Genomic DNA, 20207 nt, shown 5'->3' with positions numbered 1-20207 from the left:
GTGAGATAGGATGAGTAAGACAGCAATATCGTACAATCTAGATGAGTGATCCTCGCTTACCATTAGGGAAATGAGTCAGCGAGGACACACATGAATACCACTTATTTGGCTATGGCAACATTTGCTTTGGTCACCTCTATTTCACCCGGCCCTGTGAATATCTTAGCCACGGTGTCAGGGGCGAATCACGGATACATCAAATCCGTCCCTCATATACTGGGTGCGACAAGCGGTTTTGTCGCACTGTTATTTTTATCTGGAATAGGGTTGTCGGGGTTTATACAGACAGTGCCTGGGGGCTTATCTATTCTGAGCTATTCTGGAAGCGCATTTCTTCTCTATTTGTCTTATAAAGTCGCCTACTCAGAGATATCCGATAATGGTTTTGTTGATCACCTAGCTGCGCCAACGTTCCTGCAAGGTGTAATGTGTCAGGGGTTAAACCCAAAGGCTTGGATTGTTTCTTTGTCCGCGACAGCGTTATTTATTGGAGAGGGAGCGCTGGAATATAGCCAGTTGTTGGCGTTTTGTGGGTTGTTTTTTCTAGTTTGCTATAGCTCTATCTCAACGTGGGCTGTGTTTGGTACGCTGTTAAAACGTGTCCTACAAAACCCCGATCATCATCGAAGATTTAATCAAATAATGGGTGGATTATTGGCATCTGTCGTAGTCTATACCCTTATTATTTCTGCATAACGCCAAGGATGGAATAGCTATGCCTAAGTCAGAATCGAAACTTAACTCCCAAGTGAGTGCTCGGCCTATGTTTGTTCGTTCTGCCTATTTTCCTATGGAGATGAGAGTCTCGACAGATTCATCCGCATGCTATCAAAAGCATACACATCAGGAATTTTCAGTGGGCGTGGTCGATGATGGTAGGAGCACCTTTACTATCAATAATCGGGAAATATCGATCTCTAGTGGGTCAACGGTTATTGTTAACCCGCTAGAAGTACATGCATGTAACCCCAAATCTTGTGATTCTTGGAGTTATAAAATGCTCTTCGTTTGCCCTACATGGCTAGCATCACTTCAAGCGAAGCTGAATGGCTCTGATGGCAAGGACTTTGTGCCCCTCGCTCAGCCACATTTAACCGATAAAGTGGTATTTTCACAGTTTCAATCTTTAGCAGAGATGTTGCTTAATGAAGACTCTAAAGAAGCGTTGGAGCAAGAGAGTATCGCATTTTTTGCTGAGCTATTTCAGCGTAGTGGCGTCCAAGTGATTCATGAAAAGAACGTAAAAGCTAAGTTGACGAAGGCGCTACGTTTTATTCAGAGTCGCTACGATAAGAGTGTTTCGGTTCGTGAGATGGCGGAGCATGTTGGATTGAGTGAATACTACTTTATCCATGCGTTTCGTTCTGAATACGGTCTTACGCCATATGCAATGCAGATGGTATCAAGAGTGAATGAAGCGAAGCTTCGCCTAAAACAGGGACAGTCGATCGCGCACGTGGCGATCGATCTTGGGTTTAGCGACCAAAGCCACTTTCATCGCAATTTTAAGAAAATCGTCGCGGCCACTCCCCTTGACTACGTTGCTAACGTTTATAAGCAAGTGAGTTGAACCGATGTTAAGTTTGGGGTGACAGCTACGCATGATTATTCAATTATTAAATTTTTGAACTATATGATTTTCGAATAATATCCGTTTTGATGCATCTTGTTATTGTGCCTAGTATCCCCCTATCCGCAGATTGTGACAATGTCACAACTTGCTTATTAACTAGGGGAATTCTCATGAATAAAAAGATTATCGTACTTGCTTTAGCTGCGGCGATAACCAATATTATGACGACGACGGCGAATGCTTGTTCTCGGATTACGCTTGATACACCTTATGGTGTCTCGCAAGTTAGAACCTTGGATTGGGGCGAAAAATTAGGTACTGTTGCAATTGTCACACCGGTTGGTACCGCTGTGACCACCAAGGCGGTACCTTCCTACGGTAGCTCAGCATCTTGGACGGTCAAATATCCTACGTTAAATTTGGAAGAACGTGAAGTATTTGTAGATACGTCAGGTGAGGCGATCAACAGTGAAGGACTTTCAGCATCGACACTTTACCTTTACGACTCACAGGCCTTCATCAGGGACTACAAAGACACAGGTGCGCCCGCGGTCAACTGGGGAGATGCAGCTGCGTTCATGGCTCAGAATTTTAAAACAGTGCAGGAAGCGGTGTCCTCATTTAACGCCAACGAATTTCAGTTTGCGTGGGCGGATGGAATTCATGGTACTCAACATGGTCTGCATATCTCGGTACAAGATAAAAGTGGTGATATCGCCCTATTTGAATTAAATGACGGCGGCAAAATGGTGGTTCACCGTGGTTCGGTTAATGACAAGATGCGAGTTATGGCGAACGCACCATTACAACAATTTCATGATGCTAACGCGGAGAAAATAGGTGATTTAGCCGTGTTAGAAAATGGTCATAAGATTGGTTCAACGATTGCTTCCTCTGAGCGTATGCTACGAGGGCTCTATAATTCCGAACATATTCGTTTTTCGCCACAAGCAACATGGGCGCAAACAGAAGGCAAATTGCAGTCAACGTTTGATGCCGGAAACCTTGTCCCACAAGATGTTATTGACCCAACCAACGGTGAAACCTATGCAACTTGGATACAATATACCTATAACTTAGAAAATGGCTCATTCAAGATGCGTAATCTGGATACGTATAGTGATATTCGTATCGATCTCCATGAGCTAGCAAGCATTAACACCGTCTCGTGTGCAGACTTAGTTGAGCAGGCTGAAGTCTCAGGTACCGCAACATTTACGCCTTGTAAGTAGCGCGGCTCTGCTTGGTATTTCCCTCTTTCCAAGGACGACCTAGTTAAAAGGACTTATCTTAATTAGGTATTAACATGAACAAACATTATTTAGCTATCGCTTTGTGCGCGATGGCGACGGGCACTTTTGCATCCGAAAATACAGAAATTAATCACTCTCCTGTATCGGCAGATAATCTGAATTATGGTGATCCAACTGCGTCGTTTAGTACATTAGGCGTTTCACGATCGGGTGACGCAACTCAAATTAATGGTATGCTCGGACTAGGCGATAATATATTTCAGTTAGATCTCGGTTTAGCGGATAGAAACACTAAAGATGATAAGCTTGATTATAATTATCGTGGTCGGTACTTCCACGTGACCGATGGGTTAGGCTTTAGCGTTGATGTATTAGGAGACCGAGCGAGTACTACAGCGCTTGCGGGTATGATATATAAGTTTCAAGTAACGGATAATATTTTATTATTTCCGATGTTGTCGGTGGGTCGCACCGCAGTGGACGTAAAGGAACCCTTGCCTCCTGGCATCGGAATTAATGGTCAACCGACGGAGAGAGTTTTGAAACATAAACTCGATAGCACTGTTTATCAAGCGGGGTTGTACGGTATGTATGCCTTTGATGCGGGACATTGGTTGTATGCCAATCCACGCTCTACCTATGTTCAACAAGCGAAAGAATGGGTTGCGCAAGTTGAAGTTGGTGGTGGCTATATGCTGTCGGATTCCGTTTCAGTCGGATTTAAAGTTGAGCATACGGCAGATTCAGATATTTCTCGTAAGGATACGACAGGGTGGGTACAAGCGAACTACTATTTCTAACGCCGCTGGAAGCGTCTCCACGCTTAATGTTCTATCAAAATGTATTGTTTTACTACGAGTTATTTCCTATTCAAGGAGTCATTATTAATGGGTGAATATTGGTTATAAAAATAATAATCATGGTCAAACCTTAAAACGATGAGTCTTGCAGCTATATAATAATGGCCCTTTTGTAGGGCCATTATTATTAATTGATTAACACTCGTATCTGTTGAAATTGTTTAGGCGTCATTCCATATTCGTTTTTAAACAAGCGAATAAAATGTGAAATATTATTATACCCAGATTCAAAGGCTGCATCGGTCACAGACATTGACGCTAAATTTCGATAAGCCGCTTGTAATCTCAGTTGAGTGAGGTACTGATTAGGACTGACTTGTGTGACGGCTTTAAATTTTTGTGAAAAGCTCGACAGCGACATGCCGACTTCTTCAGCGATGTGCGACAAACTCATTTGCAACCCAGAGGATGAGCGCATAATACGTATCGCTTTACTGATGGGGTGTTTGTTATGATTTGTTATGATGGACTGGCAACTCGTCTTACGCATTAATTCAAATACCATCTCTTGACCTGTTAAATCAATGAGAAAGTCTATGCTGGTATCTTGTGAGCGAATAATTTCTTGCATTCTTGAGTGCAGAACTTCAATGCGTTGATCAACCGGATTGATGGCGAATTGATGCGAATTAATTGAGGTAGGGGCATTGAGTTCGAGGGTGTCAGACACTCGCTGGCGTACTTGCTCAATGATGGGCTCATTAAATTCATAGACCAGTGCTTTTGTCTCTTCTGGCATAGTCATGTAGATCGTAGAGTTTGGTGGTAACAAAATAGATTGATCGCTTTGATATTGAAAGTTACCCGACTGGTTAACGACAACAGACTTACTCCCTTGTAAAATCGTGCATAACCGAGGAGCATCGTATGAACGGTATTCATCGTGAAAGTGTTTTGGGAGATCATAATAGAGTACATTCATATTGCCGGTAGAAAGCGCGTACTCTCGCTCGTCTATTCGACAGAAGTTACTTATTTTATGCATAGACGATGGGCTCTCTCCTTTATTCAGCTGAGCTCATATACTAGGCACAACAATGGCGTGTAACATTGATCTGAAATAGGAAAGGCGAAGGGTTTATAAAATGACAAATGCAGGCAAACGATTGACCTGCATTTTTGTGAGCGATGGCAACTAATCTTCTTGTATTAGTCGAACGCGGTTAAGTCATCATTGTTACAAAGCTGCGGCTAGGATTTCTACAACCTCATCATGGCTTGCTTGTTTCGGGTTAGTGAATCCACAGGCATCTTTTAGAGCATTTTGAGCCAATACATCAAAGTCGTCTTTACTCACCCCTAACTCTTCTAAGCCAGAAGGAATGTTGACATCTTTGGAGAGTTGGCGGATGGCTTCGAGCCCCGCATTTGCGGCTTGTGCGTCGCTCATGTCTGCGGTGTCCACACCCATCGCACGTGCAACATCAGCTAAACGAGCGGGAACCACTTTAGCGTTGTAGTCTTGAACGTGTGGCAACAAAATCGCATTGCATACTCCATGTGGGAGGTCGTAGAAGCCACCTAGCTGGTGGGCGATAGCGTGTACATAGCCTAATGAGGCATTGTTAAATGCCATGCCCGCCATAAACTGCGCATAAGCCATATTGTCGCGCGCTTCTAGGTTGTCCCCATTACGTACCGCTTCTCGTAGGTTGGCTTGTACCATTTCGATGGCTTTGATTGCCACAGCATCGGTGACGGGTGTGGCTGCGACAGACACATACGCTTCAATAGCGTGTGTCAGTGCATCCATGCCTGTAGCAGCGGTTAATGAGGCGGGTTTGGCTAGCATAAGCTCTGGATCATTAACTGACACAATCGGAGTGACGTTTTTATCAACAATAGCCATTTTAATATGACGAGCTTCATCGGTAATGATGCAAAAACGCGTCATTTCAGATGCCGTACCCGCCGTAGTATTAATTGAAATTAGCGGCAGTTGTGGTTTCGCCGAGACGTCAACGCCTTCATAGTCTTTAATTTCACCACCATTGGTGGCCAGTAGCGCAATGCCTTTTGCACAATCATGTGGTGAGCCGCCGCCAAATGAAATGACACAGTCGCATTGGTGTTGTTTTAACAGTGCCAAACCATCATTAACGTTTTCGATGGTTGGATTGGGTTTTGTCGCGTCGTAGATCACGGCTGAAACATTGGCCTTGTCTAGTAGTGTGGTGAGCTTATTGACGGCGCCGATCTTATTCAAAACGTTGTCGGTTACGACTAATGCTTTGCTAAAACCGTGCGCTTTAATAGTATTGACGGCTTCGGTAAGACAACCTGCACCCATGAGATTAAGAGATGGAATGTAGAAAGCGTTAGACATGCTGTACCTCGTTCAATGTTGAATTATTTTTAGCACTTCTAAATGTCAATGATCTTTAGAGTGGCTTAGTTTTATTCATTGCAGAGTAGCAGTAGTCGTTTTGCACAAACTAGCGCGCGTTTTACGAAAATAGTCGAGATTAAATGGGTAAAGTAAATCGTGATGTTAATCCCAAAAAAAGAAGCGCAGAATCGGTGACTAGGCGATTCTGCGCTTTAGGGGGAGCGGTACGTCTTTACTAGGATAAATAACACCGCTATTTCTCATGTTTTATACGTCTAGTTGATTTACGCATAGAGAGAAATGAGTTGGGTTTTGCTCCATCGATGAGGAGCAGTGAGCCACCTTTCTATATCAGATGACTCGGCTGGTGGCTCGAATGTAAGCTTATTGAGCTAAAGCCACTTTCATTTGTTCTGCTACTTTGTCGACTTTGCCAAGACCAACGATGACTTGTATGCCATTTTTCCCAATCGGAATGACACCAGCGGCTCCCAGTTGTTTGAGTCGGTCTTTGTCAGCCAGAGCCGAATCTTTGACAGACAGTCGTAGACGTGTAATGCAGTTGTCGACTTCTGTAATGTTGTCTGACCCACCTAAAGCTTCAATATACTGCTGTGTTAGCGTTTCTAAACCGTCATCGGTAGAGGCATCAGCTTGTTGCTCTTGCGCCATGTCCTCACCGCGACCAGGGGTTTTTAGGTTGAATTTCACGATAGCGAATCGGAATACGCAGTAGTAGATAGCGAAGAACACGAGACCTTGCACAATGAGCATATACCACTGGACTGCCAATGGGTTTTGGCTAGAAAGAACTAAGTCCACGAATCCTGCAGAGAAACCAAAGCCAGCCATCCATTGCATTGACGCCGCGATATAAAGTGAGATACCTGTGAGTACGGCGTGTAGCAGATATAGAACCGGTGCTAAAAACATGAAACTGAATTCTAATGGCTCGGTTATACCTGTGAAAAACGACGCCATTGCAGCCGCAAGCATGATTGAAAATACCGCAGATTTGTTCTTTTTGTCGGCACAGTGATAAATGGCAAGAGCGGCGCCCGGTAGGCCAAACATCATAATAGGGAAGAAGCCGGCTTGATACATACCTGTGACACCCACTGTTGCAGTGCCATTAGCAATGGATTGAGCCCCACCTAGGAAGTTTGGAATATCGTTGATGCCTACGACATCAAACCAGAAAACAGGATATAACGCGTGGTGCATGCCGACAGTAAGCATTAGGCGATTGAAGAAGCCGAATAAACCAGCGCCTATCGCTCCCATTGATTGTAATTTAACGCCTAGAACGATAAGTGCGTCATACACGACTGGCCAGACATAAAGTAAAACAAAGGCCAGCACCATGCCTGCGATTGACGTTAAGATTGGGACGAGGCGTTTGCCACTAAAAAATGCTAAAGCTTTAGGCAGCGTAACACCCGAGTAGCGGTTATAAATCTCGGCAGAGACAATACCGACGAGTATGCCAATAAACTGGTTGTTTATTTTAGAAAATGCCGCAGGTACTTCATCAGCGGCAAGCCCTTTAAGCTGTTGAATAGTATCGGGAGAAAGAAGGGTAGTAAGGACTAAGAAACAAATGAATCCAGAGAGCGCAGCAGAGCCGTTTTTGTCGCGACTTAATCCAAATGCGACACCGACGGCAAACAATACTGCCATATTATCGATAATGGCAGAGCCTGATTTAATTAGAAAAGCGGCGAGGACGCTGTCTGCACCCCATCCTGTGGGATCTAGCCAGTAGCCGACACCCATTAAAATCGCCGCAGCTGGCAATGTAGCGACGGGAACCATCAGCGCTTTACCAACTTTTTGCATATAGCCAAGAATATTCATTCACACCTCATTATCTTTATAATTTGTTAAACCTAAAATGTTGTTTTGTCGCGCCTCTTTGAATTAGAGGTTTATCGATCCACTGGCTCCTATTTGAAACTTATTTATCGATGCAAACAAACTAATTCTAAAGTATGATGAATTAAGAATTTTAATGAGTAGGGCGTGAAAACTGTGGCAAATGAGCAAACCTTATTAAGAAATTTGCATACGTTTAATGTGGCGGCGAAAACACTCAGTTTTACTATCGCGGCAAAAGAGCTTCATTTAACTCAAGGTGCGGTCAGTCATCGGATTAAAGTGCTAGAGAAATCACTTGGCTTTAATCTATTTACTCGTGGAACAAGAAAGCTTGGATTAACGGATGAGGGAGCGCGATTCTATCAAACGCTTTCGAAGTCGCTGAATACCATTTTTGGTGAAATTGAAGATATTAAATCTACGGAAATGAGTGGTGAGATCACGGTGGCTAGCTCTCCGTATTTTGCTTCTTCATGGCTCGTGCCGAGATTGAAAGACTTTAAGCGTCGTTATCCCAATTTTAATGTGAATATCTTGGTGCATGAGGAGCAACAGCAGTTTCAAAAAGATCAGGTGGACATTGCGTTCTACTATGGTGATCAAAAACCAGCGGATTGCTTTGTAAAGCCTTTGTTCGGCGAGCGATATATCCCCGTTTGTACACCAGAATATGCCCAGCAGTGGGATCTCTTTGATAGAGGTGTGGATGGCCTAAAAGACGTAAACTTATTACATGCGCTCGGCTCTAACGTGTGGGAGCGTTGGGTAAAGCATCATCAGTATGATATCGATATTTTTAATTCGTTCTACTGTGTGAGTCACAGAGGGTTAGATCTGACTGGTGCGTTAAACTCTCTTGGCTTGGCGATGGGAAGGTACTACTTTGTGCAAGACCATATCAAACGTGGCGAGTTAGTTTGCCCTTATCCTGCAATGAATACGGATCAAACGTATGATCTTGTTTGCTTGTCTGGACATGAAGAGCGACCGAAAGTGAGAACGTTTATTAATTGGATTGATAGCCAGCTCTAGTCTGTACTATCAATCCATGGGCTGATATTTAGAACGGATGATCAACCATGATCCAGAAGTTGGTGCTCTCAGGTGACTTCGCAAGGTCAGCTCGAACCACTAGCCCTGCCATTAATGCACGTACTGAGCCTCCAGCATCGTACTTTAGGTCAGTGAGCAGTTCATTTGCGGTATAAGCGGCACCAACACGACCGACCTCAACAAACCCAACGAGTTGTATCCAGTCGATACGTAAGAAGTTTAACCAAGAGACGTCTTTAGCCGGGTTATAGGCTAATGTGTAGCGATATTCAGCGGAGCCATAAATGACCGCTTTGTCATGAAAGCGATTGTTGTCGTAACCGCGCATACGGGTAAACCCCCCGAGTGTTGCCCCCTCATTGTAAGGTGCGCCACCACTAACTCTTTGTTGGCCCTGGCCGTCTGTAGTGACTTCCCATGTTGGAGAAACACCAGTCCAAAAGTTCATCGCGATAATGCGTTGTGATGCCCAGTCAGACTTACCCAATGAGAAATATTTACTCAGGTCGACTTCGTTAAACGACCACTGTTGTTTGGAGTCGAACCAGCCCCAGTCGTGGGACGTGGCAATATATTGTCGGCTACCAAAGGAAGGGTTGGGCGCAAAATCAGTATTATCGTAGAGTAACCCAAATTCCATAGCGTGGATGGTGCCATCGGCGGTGCCTTGAGAAAACTCGAACGATTGGTAGCGATTAAATTGCCGAGCGACAAAAATGGTCGAACCGCTCGTCGCTGGATTCCACTCTTTTCCTCCAGAGGGTTCAGAAACTAGTAAACCGTTACGAATTGAGTAGTCAACAAGGCCGTGGTCACGGTTAGCCCCAATTGGCAGCACATATTCCATCTTAATGTCGAACCAATTGGATGCGCCATCGGCTTCGAAGTACTGAAGGTTGGAAGAGTTGTTGCTGCCTGGTAGCGGTGTTCCTGCAGGGTACGCATCTGGGCCTGTGGTATAAGCCCTTTGTTGTGGGTAATAGCCTAACATGCCGTAGGCACTTAAGAAGACTCGCTCAGTGCCGGGAATCATATAGTTCCAAACACCGCCTGCGACTGCTCGGCTGACGTCACCACCGAATACAGTGCCACCAACGGTCATTTGGTCTTGATGTAACCCTTTGACCATTCCGCCAACACCAATGTTCAGCCCCATAGTTTCTGTACTAAACAGATAGGGGAGGACCATAGATTCGCGGACACGATCAGGGGTTTCGAGTCGGTCGACTCGCGATTTTACGCTCGTTGGCGTAGAGGCGTGGCTCAATGGTGTGATGAGCGTACAGCTGAGGGCTGTAATGACACCTAAAATACGACGATATGTCATGCGGCTTCCACTTCCTTGTATTTGTTTTTGTTATTTTTAGTCTTTATGACTATAGCCTACCGCTATTTTAGGTTAGATAGAATAGCAAGGGATTATTTTGCATAATTATTGGTCTTGGGTTTATAGATTAATGCGACATCAGTGCCTGATTAATGAATTTTACTTGGAAGGCGGGAGGCATGCTGGTGGCAGATTGCTATCGATATGACTTATGTTTCAAGAGACTTGCTTTACCGATGATTTACTTTAGATATGAGAGCTTGAGTTCGTGGAGTAAGGGTGCTGATCAGCACCCTTCTAAAACTAGGCGTGTTTTTGTAGATAATGAATGGCACCTAAAATGGCTGCTACTTGCGCATCGTTACACTCTTGCTCATTCACTTTAGGGCTGTCAGGGTAGACTTCGGTTGTGGTGGAGTACATACAATCAGTCATCCCAGTACAGAGGCTGAGTTTTTTCAATGGATAGTTAATGACTCCGTGTTGAACAACAGCAGAGCCGATGATTTTGCCCTCGTTATCTGGCGGGGCGATGTGTGTCACTTTTTCAACTGATTTAATAATAGCGGTCTGGAATGCTTCGGCCGGGTTTTCCGTATTACCGACAAGGTAGAAACCGTCGGGGACACTGTCCTCAAAATAATCTAGGCCGTCACGAGCCGCAAGAGCAGGTCTAAATTCACTCTCATCGGAGTCGGTTGTTTCATGCAGGTCGATGTGTGCAAGAATTGGCACGCCCAGTTGCTCAACCAGTGCCATAACATTCGCTGACTCTTCTGCTGGCGAGTTAGCATAGAATGAACGGTTTGGGTCTACAGCGTTCGGGTTCCAGCGGTTGATGGTTTCATATCCCCAAGGGCTGACGCATGGAACGATGACGATATTAAACTCATCTTCGAAGTCTTGAGCATTGTCTTTGGCAAATTGCAGAGCGCCATGCACACCGGAGGTTTCATAGCCGTGAACACCACCAGTCACCAAGATAGTGGGTTTGTCTGCGTGCCATTTTTTGGTTTTCAGGGCAAAGAGCGGAAAGCGTTCAGTGTCGTAAGATAAAGCGCCATATTGTTCCACATCTAATGTGTCTTTTAGGGCTTCTATTTTAGGTAGAACATCTTGTTGATAGGTTCGTTTAACTGATGTCGTTGTTCGCCATTGCAGAACGTCTTGTTCTGTCCATTTTTGACCAGGGGTACCAATCGGATATTGAAAGCTATTATGCATCTTACTGTTCTCTTATTAGTCTTGTCGCTAGGATAGCGACGAGTCAGGAGAACAGCAAGGGTGGTGAGGTGAGGATTCCGTAAGTAACAATTTCTTATTTCTTATTTCTTATGTCGTACGGAATGCTGTGTTAGGGACTACGGCTTAACGTCAGAGCGATACCGTCGCGATCCCTTTAGGGTAGGTCTGCTCAATGGCTTGCATGAGTTTGTCTGGAATATTGGCTTTTTTATTGGTGACAAAATCAAACATCACAATGGTGGCGGTGCCAGTGGTTGTGACTTTGTTCATTTTTTGGCTAACGATTTGGTATTCCATGGTGAAACGGTCAGATTCTACATGGGTAATACGCGATCCGATGAACAAGGTGTCAGGATACGTGACCGGTAATCGATAGCGACAATAAGTGTCACCTAATACTGGACCAATCTTTGTGACTGCCATATCTTCCATGAGGTTTATATGGCTAAAGCACTCTAGGCGTGCGGTTTCAAAATAGCGAAAATACACAGCGTTATTAACGTGGTTCAACGCATCCATTTCCCCCCATGCCACCGATATTTCAGTGATCACAGGGTAGTCCTTAAGTAGTTCTTCCATTGTTACCATACCTTATTGAGTTGATTATTTACTCTAATTGGCAATTAACAAACTTGCAACAACATAAAGAGGAAAGTGCGTACTCAATTTGGGGAGGTCAGTAATACGCTATTTAATGGGCAGTGCCGATAAACATTGGCGGCACAAGCACTGAGTTGATGGGGTTAGAGATGAAGTCTCTCGTTTTTCTATCTCAAAGCACCAACAGCTGTCATTGCCAGCTGAGATCTCACAATAGGCGGGTTTGCCGCATAGTTCGCACTGATGCGTTGATTCTTTACCCGAAATTTGCTCAATTTTTTGTAGGCGATCGTCATTGGTGAGGTGTCGCCAGTCGGAAAGTTCGCTCATGGTGCGATGGCAACCACTGCATATCCCACCATTGTTTTTACATGCGGCTTTGCAAGGTGTATGAATGGCTACTGTTTCTTTCATTGAGTGGCTACCTAATTTGCGTTTGTCGTTAAGTGCTGTGTGAAATCGTTGTTAAAATGAGAAACGCCCCAATCGAATAGGGGCGTTTCTACGCTGGTTATTACCACCTAGAAGCTAGATGCTATTTCACTTTCCAGACAATTTGTTCGCCAGCGCGAATAGGTACCACAATGTCACGACCAAATGGCATGGTTGCTGGCACATCCCATGGTGCTTTTTCTAGCGTGATGGTATCTGTGTTGCGTGGTAGATTGTAAAAATCTGGGCCATTGTGGCTAGCAAACGCTTCAAGGTTTTCTAGTTTACCTTCTTGCTCAAACACTTCAGTGTAAAGCTCGACAGCCGCGTGCGCGGTATAAGAACCAGCACAACCACATGCTGCTTCTTTCATGCCTTTAGCGTGCGGCGCAGAGTCAGTGCCTAGGAAAAACTTCTTGCTACCACTCGTAGCGGCCTCAACAAGTGCTTGCTGGTGTGATCCACGCTTTAAAATCGGTAAGCAATAAAAGTGTGGTTTGATGCCGCCAACCAGCATGTGGTTGCGGTTGTATAGAAGGTGGTGTGCCGTAATCGTTGCTGCGACATTGTCGTTTGCGTTTTTCACAAAGTTAGCGGCGTCTGCAGTAGTGATATGCTCAAGGACGATTTTCAAGTTTGGGAAGTCATTAACAACAGGCGCTAAAACAGTTTCAAGGAACTCTTTTTCACGATCAAAGATGTCGATGTCATGTGTCGTGACTTCACCGTGAACCAAAAGCAACATGCCCACTTCTTCCATTGCTTCCAATGTAGAGTAGACATTTTTCGCCGACGTTACGCCAGAATCAGAGTTCGTGGTTGCACCTGCAGGGTAGAGCTTAGCAGCGACGACGCCAGCAGCTTTAGCTTTACGAATTTCTTCAGGAGAAGTGTTGTCAGTGAGGTAGAGTGCCATGAGTGGTTCAAATTGCTCTGATGGCTGCTCGGCCATGATACGAGCTTTATAGGCAAGCGCCATCTCGGTATCGGTGACAGGTGGGATGGTATTTGGCATGATCAGTGCGCGGCCATTGTAGCGGCTAATGTCGCGAACGGTATCTTTCAGTACTTCGCCATCGCGAAGGTGAACGTGCCAGTCATCAGGACGAGTAATAGTCAATGTAGTCATTTCGGCTCCCACCAAGGTTAAATTGTGCTTGAAACGGAGCCTAAATCGCAGCGAAAAATGTGAATGCAAACGCTTACGTTTAGGCGACAGGATGATAGTGGAATTTGAGTAAGATTTCACTAAGTTTCTGGGACTGCGCCAGAAAAGGCGATAAGATTGCCATAAAAGATAATGATGAAAGGAAGAAATCGTGACTGAAACTGCTCAACTGTCTCAAATTAACATTTACCCTGCCAAGTCGGTTGGAGGGATTGCTTTGTCATCGTCTTGGGTTGAACTACAAGGCCTCTCGTTTGACCGTCGTTTTATGGTGGCGTTAGCCGATGGTGATATGGTGACGGCAAGAAAACATCCGAACATGGTTAAGGTTTCTTCTAGCATTATCCCCTCTGGAATCGTATTCACGTACCCAGGACAACCGCCACTTAAGCTCGAGTACACGCATTTTAAAATGCAGCAAGCGCAGGCGCAGGTGTGGAGTGATAAGTTTACTGCTTACACGACAAGTGATGCGGCTGATGACTGGTTTAGCCAAGTGCTTGGTCAGAGAGTCGAGTTGCTTTACACCGGAGAACAGTCTAATCGTATTCGAGAAAAAATTGGTCACAATGTTAGTTTTGCAGATGGCTACCCTTTACTGGTTATTAGCACTGGCTCTTTAGATGCGTTGAATGCGCGCAGTTCTGAAGTACACAGTATGGATCAATTTCGTACTAACTTAGTGGTTCAGTCTGATGAAGCGTTTATTGAAGACTCTTGGAAGCGTATAAGAATTGGCGAAGTGGAATTTGAAGCAGTTAAGCCCTGTGAACGTTGTGTGCTTACTACGGTCGATGTTGAAAAGGGCGAGTTTAGAGCCAGTAAAGAGCCGTTGACGACGTTTTCCCGCTTTAGAGCCAATGAACGTGGTGGCGTGTTCTTTGGTCAGAATTTAGTGGCGAAAAATGAAGGCATGATACGAGTCGATGATGTCATCGAAGTATTGGAATATAAAACAAAAGAAGTGTACCCCGATCTTGACGCGAACAAACAAACATTTGTTTGCGTAGAAAGAGAACATATTGCCAAGAATTTTGAGACGTTTTGGTTAGAGCCGCAGCAAGGGGAGTTACCTAAATATAAAGCGGGGCAACACCTGCCTATCGAGCTTTCAATTAACGGCACAGTGGCTAAACGTTTATATACCTTGTCGTCATCTCCCAGTCGACCGGGACGACTGGCTATATCGGTGAAGCGCTTAGACAGTGGTGAAGTATCGAACTGGCTTTTTGACCACTTTCAAGTTGGTGATACTTTGCTTGCCGATACCCCCAACGGTGACTTTCATCTAAAAAGCGATGAGCATCAGCCACTATTATTGTTGTCTGCTGGCAGTGGGGTCACGCCGATGATGTCTATGCTAAGAGATCTTAGTGATAGAGCGCGAATCGATGACGTCGTTTTTTATCATCAGTGTTCAACACCCGAGGATATTCCTTTTAAGCAAGAGCTAGCGGAGTTGGTGAACAAGCACCCCAGTTTAAAGGTTGATGTAGCGCTGACACAACCAGGTAGAGACTGGGAAGGGCAGACAGGTCGCTTGAGCCTTGCTCACTTAGCGTCAATTGCCGATATCGCCACGCGCCAAGTTTTTGTGTGTGGACCAGACGGTTTTATGCAGTCTGCCAAAACCTTACTTATGTCGTTGGGGTTGCCTGCGACAAGCTATCACCAAGAAGCATTCGGTGTGAGCAGCGCGACGGCTGAGCCTGAAAAGTCCGTGAATATTTCATTTGATGGCGATGAGTTTGTCGGTAGCAACCAGCAAAATTTATTAGAACAAGCAGAAGAGGCAGGTATCAATATTGCGTACTCTTGCCGGGCTGGGTTTTGCGGTGCCTGTAAGGTAAAAGTAGAGAGCGGTTTGGTGCATCAACCAGACGTACCAGCGATTCAAGATAGCGAAATAGCGGAAGGGAAAGTACTGGCATGTTGCGCGATACCGCAAACAGATGTTGTCCTGTCTAGCTGCTAATGTACGTTAATACCCCGTTAGGTCATGGGTTTGAGTGTTAAAAAAAGGGAAGTGTGATACTTCCCTTTACTACGCCAGTCTTAAGCCATCTTCTATGAAGTTGGTGATTATTACGTAATTCTACCCATCATTTGTCAGTCTACTTTTCTAGTTCGACCAAATGTTTGTGCAGCACATCTTTTAAAACGGCTCGTTCATGTTTCAGTTGGTGCATTGCGGCGTCATCGATAGGCGCCCCATTAAGTTCTAGTACTCGAATTTCCTTATCTAACGCATCGTATTTTTTTGTTGTAGAAGCAAAAGACTCATCGCTTTTCATCAGCTCGAGGATGGTACTTTGAAAATCTGGAAATTCTTTTAGAAGAGAATGGTTTTCACCTAACATAGTTACCCCTTGTGTGTTGATAAATTAAGGCTCAAAGCAATCGCTAATGCGCGTTATTTATCGTCAGTATGACAAGGTGCACGTTAGCTTACTTTAAACATGGCACAAGAATACGGTTACGCAATATCGTAAGGTAAAGGAAGGCTAATTTGTTGAGCTAAATCACGATGAAAATAGCGGTGAGGCGTTGCAGTAAAAAGTGAAGCCAATGAGGGACTCTACATTGGCTTCATAGGATAGTAAGTGACTTAAACGATGATTAGTCGTAAATCGTTGGAATTGGCTCACGTTTGTGTTGCGTGGCTTTGTAAATGGCGACGAGACGGTCAGACACATCTTGGTCAACGGGTTTGCCTTCTAAGAAGTCGTCAATTTGATCGTAAGATAGATTCAGTGCATCTTCGTCTGCTTTTTGCGGCGCAAGCTCTTCTAAATCTGCGGTAGGTACCTTTTTAACAAGCAGTTCTGGTGCACCTAAGCAGGCGGCAACTTCGCGAACTTGGCGCTTGTTCAATCCAAATAAAGGAGCCATATCACAGGCGCCATCACCAAACTTGGTATAAAAACCAGTAATGTTCTCTGCGGAGTGATCGGTGCCTAGCACTAGTGCACCTACATAGCCGGCGATTTCATATTGAGCCACCATACGAGCACGCGCTTTCACGTTACCTTTCACGAAATCGACTTTAGCTTTGTCTGTTGGTAATAACCCAGTACCTTCAAGCGCGATATGTGATGCAGCGTGCAAACCATCTACGCCTGCTTTGATATTAACTGATACGGAATGCGTTGGCTCAATAAACGATAGGGCGAGCTGGGCTTCGTCTTCATCTTGCTGATCACCGTAAGGAAGGCGTACGGCAATGAATTGATAGTCCGAAGATCCCGCGTGGTCATTTAACTCATTGATCGCGAGCTGAGCCAATCGCCCACACGTGGTTGAATCAACACCACCGCTGATTCCTAATACAAGTGCTTTGCAGCCTGAACTGAGTAATTTGGATTTAATAAACTCAACGCGGCGCTCTACTTCGAATTGTGGATCGATAGAGGGTAGCACACGCATTTCATCCCGAATAAGTTGTTCCATTAGCGTTCCTTTTCCTGCAAGCAAGTTGAATTCTTTCTATGATACCTACGAAAAGTCATGAAAAAAAGTTACAGTAACCGAGAAAATACCGAAGATAGTGAAACAAGCAGGACATTCATGACAAAGATTGCAATATTTGGCAGTGCATTCAATCCACCTAGCCTAGGCCATTTGAGTGTAATTCAATCACTCGCTCATTTTGATAAGGTGCTCTTAGTTCCCAGTATTTCACATGCATGGGGTAAGACTATGCTTGATTATGCTAAGCGTTGTGAGTTGGTAGACTTGTTTATTGCCGACATGAAGCAAGCCAATGTGGTGCGTTCTAGCGTTGAAGAGTCTTTGGTTGAACCCAATGCATCAGTGACCACCTATGCCGTTCTTAATGCCATTCAAGATGAATACCCAGCTGCTGAGCTAACATTTGTGTTAGGTCCAGATAATTTCTTCAATTTTAGTCGCTTTTATAACGCGCAGGAGATCGTAGAGCGTTGGTCTGTACTCGCTTGTCCGGAGCGAGTAAAAGTGCGTTCAACACAAATACGAGAGCATTTACAACAGGGCTTGAAGGTGGATCACTTAACCACAGAATCTGTCGCTAAACATTTATCAATAAGTCAGCTATATTAAAAAAGACAATAAAAAAGGATTTTGATAAAAAATGAAAGCAACATTGTGTGGTATTGCTTTGTTAGTAGTGGTGAGTGCGCCAGATGCGCGTGCCTTTTGTGAAGACGAAAGCCAGCACTCGGTCGTATTTAAAGCGACAGAGGAAGAGTCGTTTTGTACTCTAGTCACTAAGCCATTTAGTTATATCGGTACTCAAGTGGTGACACTTGGGGGATTGCTCGAGCCTGAAAATCCATTAGATTCCTTACAAGATTCTTATTGGGACGAGTGGTTGCTGAATCAAGAATCCGAGCCTGTTCTTACTGGACGCTATGAAAGTAGTTTTGTTGGTATAGGGCTTTGGGCCCCTGCTGATATAGCTAGAAAAAAAGATGAAATGTCGATGCAGGAGTGGCTTATGTCACAAGGGCTGCATTTTGGCGTTGGCTTTGGTGAGAAAGGCAAAGAGCCCCGCTTACGGTTAGATTACCGTTGGCATGAAGACTACCAGGGCGACATGATGATGCAGGTTGAAGTACCGTTTTAGCACCAATACCGGATCAGCGTCATAACCTATTATTCGTTTTCTTTAAGCAGATTACAGAGGTAATCTGCTTCCTACATTACTAATTTCCTCTCTTAAAATTTACCTATATTAAATAGACACTTAAAACCGCTAGTGATAAATAATATTTATTTATCACTTTGTTTGTCAGAAATAACTTGCATACGTGAGAATTGTTGCTAAATAATAAGTGTAAGAAAAATATAAGGTGTGTAAGAAATGAATTATTTATCATCATTATTGCTATTAGTCTCTGCATCAGTCATGTCAGAAAGTAAGTTAAATAAACCCATTGACGTGGTTTCAGTGATGAACAGTAAATCTGTTAGCGGTAAAATTATCTTTAAGGGAAGGATTATGCAGGAACCTTGTACATTGAATGTAAGAAATTACTCTGTAAAAACACAACAGAAATCAAATGGCTGTGTTGAGTATACCAAAGAGAAAATTGAAATTATGAATGAACGTACTGTTGAAAAAGCATCAATTATTATCGTTAGTTACATCTAGAATTAGAGCTACTACTGAAATATTAAATTGTATTTAGTGATATTGTTCGATATTTTTCATTAATAATAATTAACGCATGATAATATAATAGCTTATTGTTTCCTTATGTTTAAGCTTGGATAGGTAAGTCGCATCGATTTACATTGAATGCTAAATATGAGGTAAGTATGAAAAACTACATTTTTATATTGGGTAGTATAGTCGGTTCTTCTTTAGCTTATGGGCTAGAAATTGAATCCGTAACAAAAAATGATAAATTTACAACAGTAGGTTTTCCGATAATTGCGTCAGATAATTCAGACTTGATATTTCATTATAAGGAAGATGGAGGTATTAATGACTATGTGTGGATGATCGATGACAAAATCAAATCAAAAGGTGTCGCCTATAGCCCTAGTGATAATGACGCTAATAAAGACGTAAAGCTCTGTTTAATTGAAAATGGGGATTTTCAATGTTCGAATACGTTAAAGGTTGTTACTTACTTTGATGATAGCAACGCTCAATCACGAAGTGCGAGGACAGAATTGGCGGATATCAATGATTATTGGCAAGTCAATAACGCAATAACGAATGAAGAAATACTCAATGATGAAGATATCTCTGTGAAAGCGAGGCTAAGCGTTGATTATATTGGCACCGCTGACTTGGACGAATTACCGTCGGGTAATCCTTATGTAACGGATCTATTCTATACATTGATGTCAGGTACAACGATACTCCAGTCAACCTCACGTTTACCGGGTTTTGTTCATAACACCTCTAACCAATCAACAAGCTATAACACAACCATCGCGCGATTAAATCTATCATCGGTACCGCTGGTAAGTCTGTGTGCTTTTGGTTTAACCTCGCACGGTGCGAGTCCTTTGGTAGAGCCTTCTTCTTGCGGTACTAGGCTAGTTATAGAAAGGCCTGATAATCTTGGAAACTGGGTTCAACCACCAACCAAAGCGCAATTTATTGCACTATTTCCAGACCAAAGTTATTTACAAGAAACAGTGGGCAGCAAGAATTATGTGGCTTCGCAGCGTTTGACAAACACAGGTGTCAATCTTGTAGAAAGCTACTGTAAACACATTTCCCCACGTGCTGTTCCACCCACAAGTAGCGAGCTTAAGTCGCTTGCTCAAGATACCACCGTATTTGATGATACTTGGCCTGGGATGACTAACTATTGGACTAATACTACAACGACTAACGGACCATTCACCTTTGCTGGGATTACTTGGGCAGAGACGGTATCCATATCAGGAACTAATACAACCCATTTAGCACCAAGTGAAGTTTACAATGGATACCTTAGCTGTATTGTTAAAGAAGATTCCTAGTAAATAGTGGCAGTGCACTTCTAA

At 43.9% G+C, this 20207-nt stretch carries 20 protein-coding genes; 10 read left to right on the top strand and 10 right to left on the bottom strand.

What is annotated here, in order from left to right; translation table 11 throughout:
* Window positions 1-90 precede the first annotated feature (90 nt).
* The 4 genes from L4D05_RS09825 to L4D05_RS09810 all read left to right on the top strand — a co-directional run bounded on the left by L4D05_RS09825 (window position 91) and on the right by L4D05_RS09810 (window position 3626).
* Window positions 91-696: a LysE family translocator gene (locus L4D05_RS09825; protein ID WP_428793822.1), complete on the top strand. Its 606-nt coding sequence runs from the start codon at window positions 91-93 to the stop codon at window positions 694-696.
* A gap of 19 nt (window positions 697-715) precedes the next feature.
* A complete protein-coding gene (locus L4D05_RS09820) occupies window positions 716-1570 on the top strand; it encodes an AraC family transcriptional regulator (protein ID WP_428793821.1) in 855 nt (284 codons plus the stop codon).
* A gap of 173 nt (window positions 1571-1743) precedes the next feature.
* Window positions 1744-2805 carry a linear amide C-N hydrolase gene (locus tag L4D05_RS09815; protein ID WP_428793820.1) on the top strand — a complete coding sequence of 354 codons (1062 nt, stop codon included), beginning with the start codon at window positions 1744-1746 and terminating at the stop codon, window positions 2803-2805.
* Between the two features lie 74 nt (window positions 2806-2879).
* Entirely contained in the window at window positions 2880-3626 is a 747-nt protein-coding gene (locus L4D05_RS09810) for a hypothetical protein (protein WP_428793819.1), read from the top strand.
* A gap of 187 nt (window positions 3627-3813) precedes the next feature.
* Here L4D05_RS09810 and L4D05_RS09805 read toward each other — a convergent pair whose 3' ends face one another.
* The 3 genes from L4D05_RS09805 to nagE form a co-directional block, all read right to left on the bottom strand.
* A complete protein-coding gene (locus L4D05_RS09805) occupies window positions 3814-4671 on the bottom strand; it encodes a helix-turn-helix domain-containing protein (RefSeq protein ID WP_428793818.1) in 858 nt (285 codons plus the stop codon).
* Window positions 4672-4863: 192 nt separating this feature from the next.
* Window positions 4864-6012, bottom strand: coding sequence for an L-threonine dehydrogenase (gene yiaY, locus L4D05_RS09800; protein ID WP_428793817.1), 1149 nt, complete (start codon window positions 6010-6012; stop codon window positions 4864-4866).
* A gap of 387 nt (window positions 6013-6399) precedes the next feature.
* Window positions 6400-7872 (bottom strand): N-acetylglucosamine-specific PTS transporter subunit IIBC, encoded by a 1473-nt coding sequence (nagE, locus tag L4D05_RS09795; RefSeq protein WP_428793816.1) that lies wholly within the window; start codon window positions 7870-7872, stop codon window positions 6400-6402.
* Window positions 7873-8046: 174 nt separating this feature from the next.
* Between nagE and L4D05_RS09790 the strand changes: the two genes are divergently transcribed.
* A complete protein-coding gene (locus L4D05_RS09790; protein ID WP_428794004.1) occupies window positions 8047-8925 on the top strand; it encodes a LysR substrate-binding domain-containing protein in 879 nt (292 codons plus the stop codon).
* 28 nt (window positions 8926-8953) lie between these two features.
* Here L4D05_RS09790 and L4D05_RS09785 read toward each other — a convergent pair whose 3' ends face one another.
* From L4D05_RS09785 to pyrC, 5 genes are all read right to left on the bottom strand, one after another.
* Window positions 8954-10273 (bottom strand): BamA/TamA family outer membrane protein, encoded by a 1320-nt coding sequence (locus L4D05_RS09785; RefSeq protein ID WP_428793815.1) that lies wholly within the window; start codon window positions 10271-10273, stop codon window positions 8954-8956.
* A 303-nt stretch (window positions 10274-10576) separates the two neighbouring features.
* Entirely contained in the window at window positions 10577-11497 is a 921-nt protein-coding gene (locus L4D05_RS09780) for a M14 family metallopeptidase (protein WP_428793814.1), read from the bottom strand.
* Between the two features lie 150 nt (window positions 11498-11647).
* Window positions 11648-12097: an acyl-CoA thioesterase gene (locus L4D05_RS09775; RefSeq protein WP_428793813.1), complete on the bottom strand. Its 450-nt coding sequence runs from the start codon at window positions 12095-12097 to the stop codon at window positions 11648-11650.
* Window positions 12098-12205: 108 nt separating this feature from the next.
* Window positions 12206-12514, bottom strand: a complete 309-nt coding sequence (locus L4D05_RS09770) for a cysteine-rich CWC family protein (protein WP_428794003.1) — start codon at window positions 12512-12514, stop codon at window positions 12206-12208.
* Window positions 12515-12653: 139 nt separating this feature from the next.
* A complete protein-coding gene (pyrC, locus tag L4D05_RS09765) occupies window positions 12654-13679 on the bottom strand; it encodes a dihydroorotase (protein WP_428793812.1) in 1026 nt (341 codons plus the stop codon).
* A 190-nt stretch (window positions 13680-13869) separates the two neighbouring features.
* Here pyrC and L4D05_RS09760 point away from each other — a divergent pair, with 190 nt between their 5' ends.
* Complete coding sequence (locus L4D05_RS09760) at window positions 13870-15693, top strand: MOSC N-terminal beta barrel domain-containing protein (protein ID WP_428793811.1); 1824 nt, start codon at window positions 13870-13872, stop codon at window positions 15691-15693.
* A gap of 139 nt (window positions 15694-15832) precedes the next feature.
* Here the strand turns inward: L4D05_RS09760 and L4D05_RS09755 are convergent, their stop codons facing one another.
* Together L4D05_RS09755 and nadE are read right to left on the bottom strand one after the other, a co-directional pair.
* On the bottom strand, window positions 15833-16078 hold the full coding sequence (locus tag L4D05_RS09755) for an HP1242/YdcH family protein (RefSeq protein ID WP_265677527.1): 246 nt from the start codon (window positions 16076-16078) through the stop codon (window positions 15833-15835).
* Between the two features lie 259 nt (window positions 16079-16337).
* Window positions 16338-17168 carry an NAD(+) synthase gene (gene nadE, locus L4D05_RS09750; protein WP_428793810.1) on the bottom strand — a complete coding sequence of 277 codons (831 nt, stop codon included), beginning with the start codon at window positions 17166-17168 and terminating at the stop codon, window positions 16338-16340.
* 117 nt (window positions 17169-17285) lie between these two features.
* Between nadE and L4D05_RS09745 the strand changes: the two genes are divergently transcribed.
* The 4 genes from L4D05_RS09745 (at window position 17286) to L4D05_RS09730 (ending at window position 20183) form a co-directional block, all read left to right on the top strand.
* The gene (locus tag L4D05_RS09745; RefSeq protein WP_428793809.1) at window positions 17286-17798 is read left to right on the top strand and encodes a nicotinate-nicotinamide nucleotide adenylyltransferase; all 513 of its coding nucleotides are present in this window, start codon (window positions 17286-17288) and stop codon (window positions 17796-17798) included.
* Between the two features lie 31 nt (window positions 17799-17829).
* Complete coding sequence (locus L4D05_RS09740; protein ID WP_428751505.1) at window positions 17830-18324, top strand: hypothetical protein; 495 nt, start codon at window positions 17830-17832, stop codon at window positions 18322-18324.
* 237 nt (window positions 18325-18561) lie between these two features.
* Entirely contained in the window at window positions 18562-18852 is a 291-nt protein-coding gene (locus tag L4D05_RS09735; protein WP_428793808.1) for a hypothetical protein, read from the top strand.
* Window positions 18853-19019: 167 nt separating this feature from the next.
* Entirely contained in the window at window positions 19020-20183 is a 1164-nt protein-coding gene (locus L4D05_RS09730) for a hypothetical protein (RefSeq protein WP_428793807.1), read from the top strand.
* Window positions 20184-20207: the final 24 nt, after the last annotated feature.

The sequence above is a fragment of the Vibrio nomapromontoriensis genome, from assembly GCF_050337205.1.
Lineage (GTDB): Bacteria > Pseudomonadota > Gammaproteobacteria > Enterobacterales > Vibrionaceae > Vibrio > Vibrio nomapromontoriensis.
The sequence above is the reverse complement of the archived record's forward strand: the minus strand, read 5'-3'. Positions and strand labels throughout refer to the sequence as shown.

Bases quoted from the DNA above. Each gene is read 5' to 3' on its own strand.
- L4D05_RS09805 (WP_428793818.1), bottom strand. From the start codon at position 4,671: ATGCATAAAATAAGTAACTTCTGTCGAATAGACGAGCGAGAGTACGCG.
- nadE (WP_428793810.1), bottom strand. From the start codon at position 17,168: ATGGAACAACTTATTCGGGATGAAATGCGTGTGCTACCCTCTATCGAT.
- L4D05_RS09820 (WP_428793821.1), top strand. From the start codon at position 716: ATGCCTAAGTCAGAATCGAAACTTAACTCCCAAGTGAGTGCTCGGCCT.
- L4D05_RS09775 (WP_428793813.1), bottom strand. From the start codon at position 12,097: ATGGAAGAACTACTTAAGGACTACCCTGTGATCACTGAAATATCGGTG.
- L4D05_RS09825 (WP_428793822.1), top strand. From the start codon at position 91: ATGAATACCACTTATTTGGCTATGGCAACATTTGCTTTGGTCACCTCT.
- L4D05_RS09785 (WP_428793815.1), bottom strand. From the start codon at position 10,273: ATGACATATCGTCGTATTTTAGGTGTCATTACAGCCCTCAGCTGTACG.
- L4D05_RS09780 (WP_428793814.1), bottom strand. From the start codon at position 11,497: ATGCATAATAGCTTTCAATATCCGATTGGTACCCCTGGTCAAAAATGG.
- L4D05_RS09755 (WP_265677527.1), bottom strand. From the start codon at position 16,078: ATGTTAGGTGAAAACCATTCTCTTCTAAAAGAATTTCCAGATTTTCAA.
- nagE (WP_428793816.1), bottom strand. From the start codon at position 7,872: ATGAATATTCTTGGCTATATGCAAAAAGTTGGTAAAGCGCTGATGGTT.
- L4D05_RS09735 (WP_428793808.1), top strand. From the start codon at position 18,562: ATGAATTATTTATCATCATTATTGCTATTAGTCTCTGCATCAGTCATG.
- yiaY (WP_428793817.1), bottom strand. From the start codon at position 6,012: ATGTCTAACGCTTTCTACATTCCATCTCTTAATCTCATGGGTGCAGGT.
- L4D05_RS09730 (WP_428793807.1), top strand. From the start codon at position 19,020: ATGAAAAACTACATTTTTATATTGGGTAGTATAGTCGGTTCTTCTTTA.
- L4D05_RS09810 (WP_428793819.1), top strand. From the start codon at position 2,880: ATGAACAAACATTATTTAGCTATCGCTTTGTGCGCGATGGCGACGGGC.
- L4D05_RS09745 (WP_428793809.1), top strand. From the start codon at position 17,286: ATGACAAAGATTGCAATATTTGGCAGTGCATTCAATCCACCTAGCCTA.
- L4D05_RS09815 (WP_428793820.1), top strand. From the start codon at position 1,744: ATGAATAAAAAGATTATCGTACTTGCTTTAGCTGCGGCGATAACCAAT.
- pyrC (WP_428793812.1), bottom strand. From the start codon at position 13,679: ATGACTACATTGACTATTACTCGTCCTGATGACTGGCACGTTCACCTT.
- L4D05_RS09740 (WP_428751505.1), top strand. From the start codon at position 17,830: ATGAAAGCAACATTGTGTGGTATTGCTTTGTTAGTAGTGGTGAGTGCG.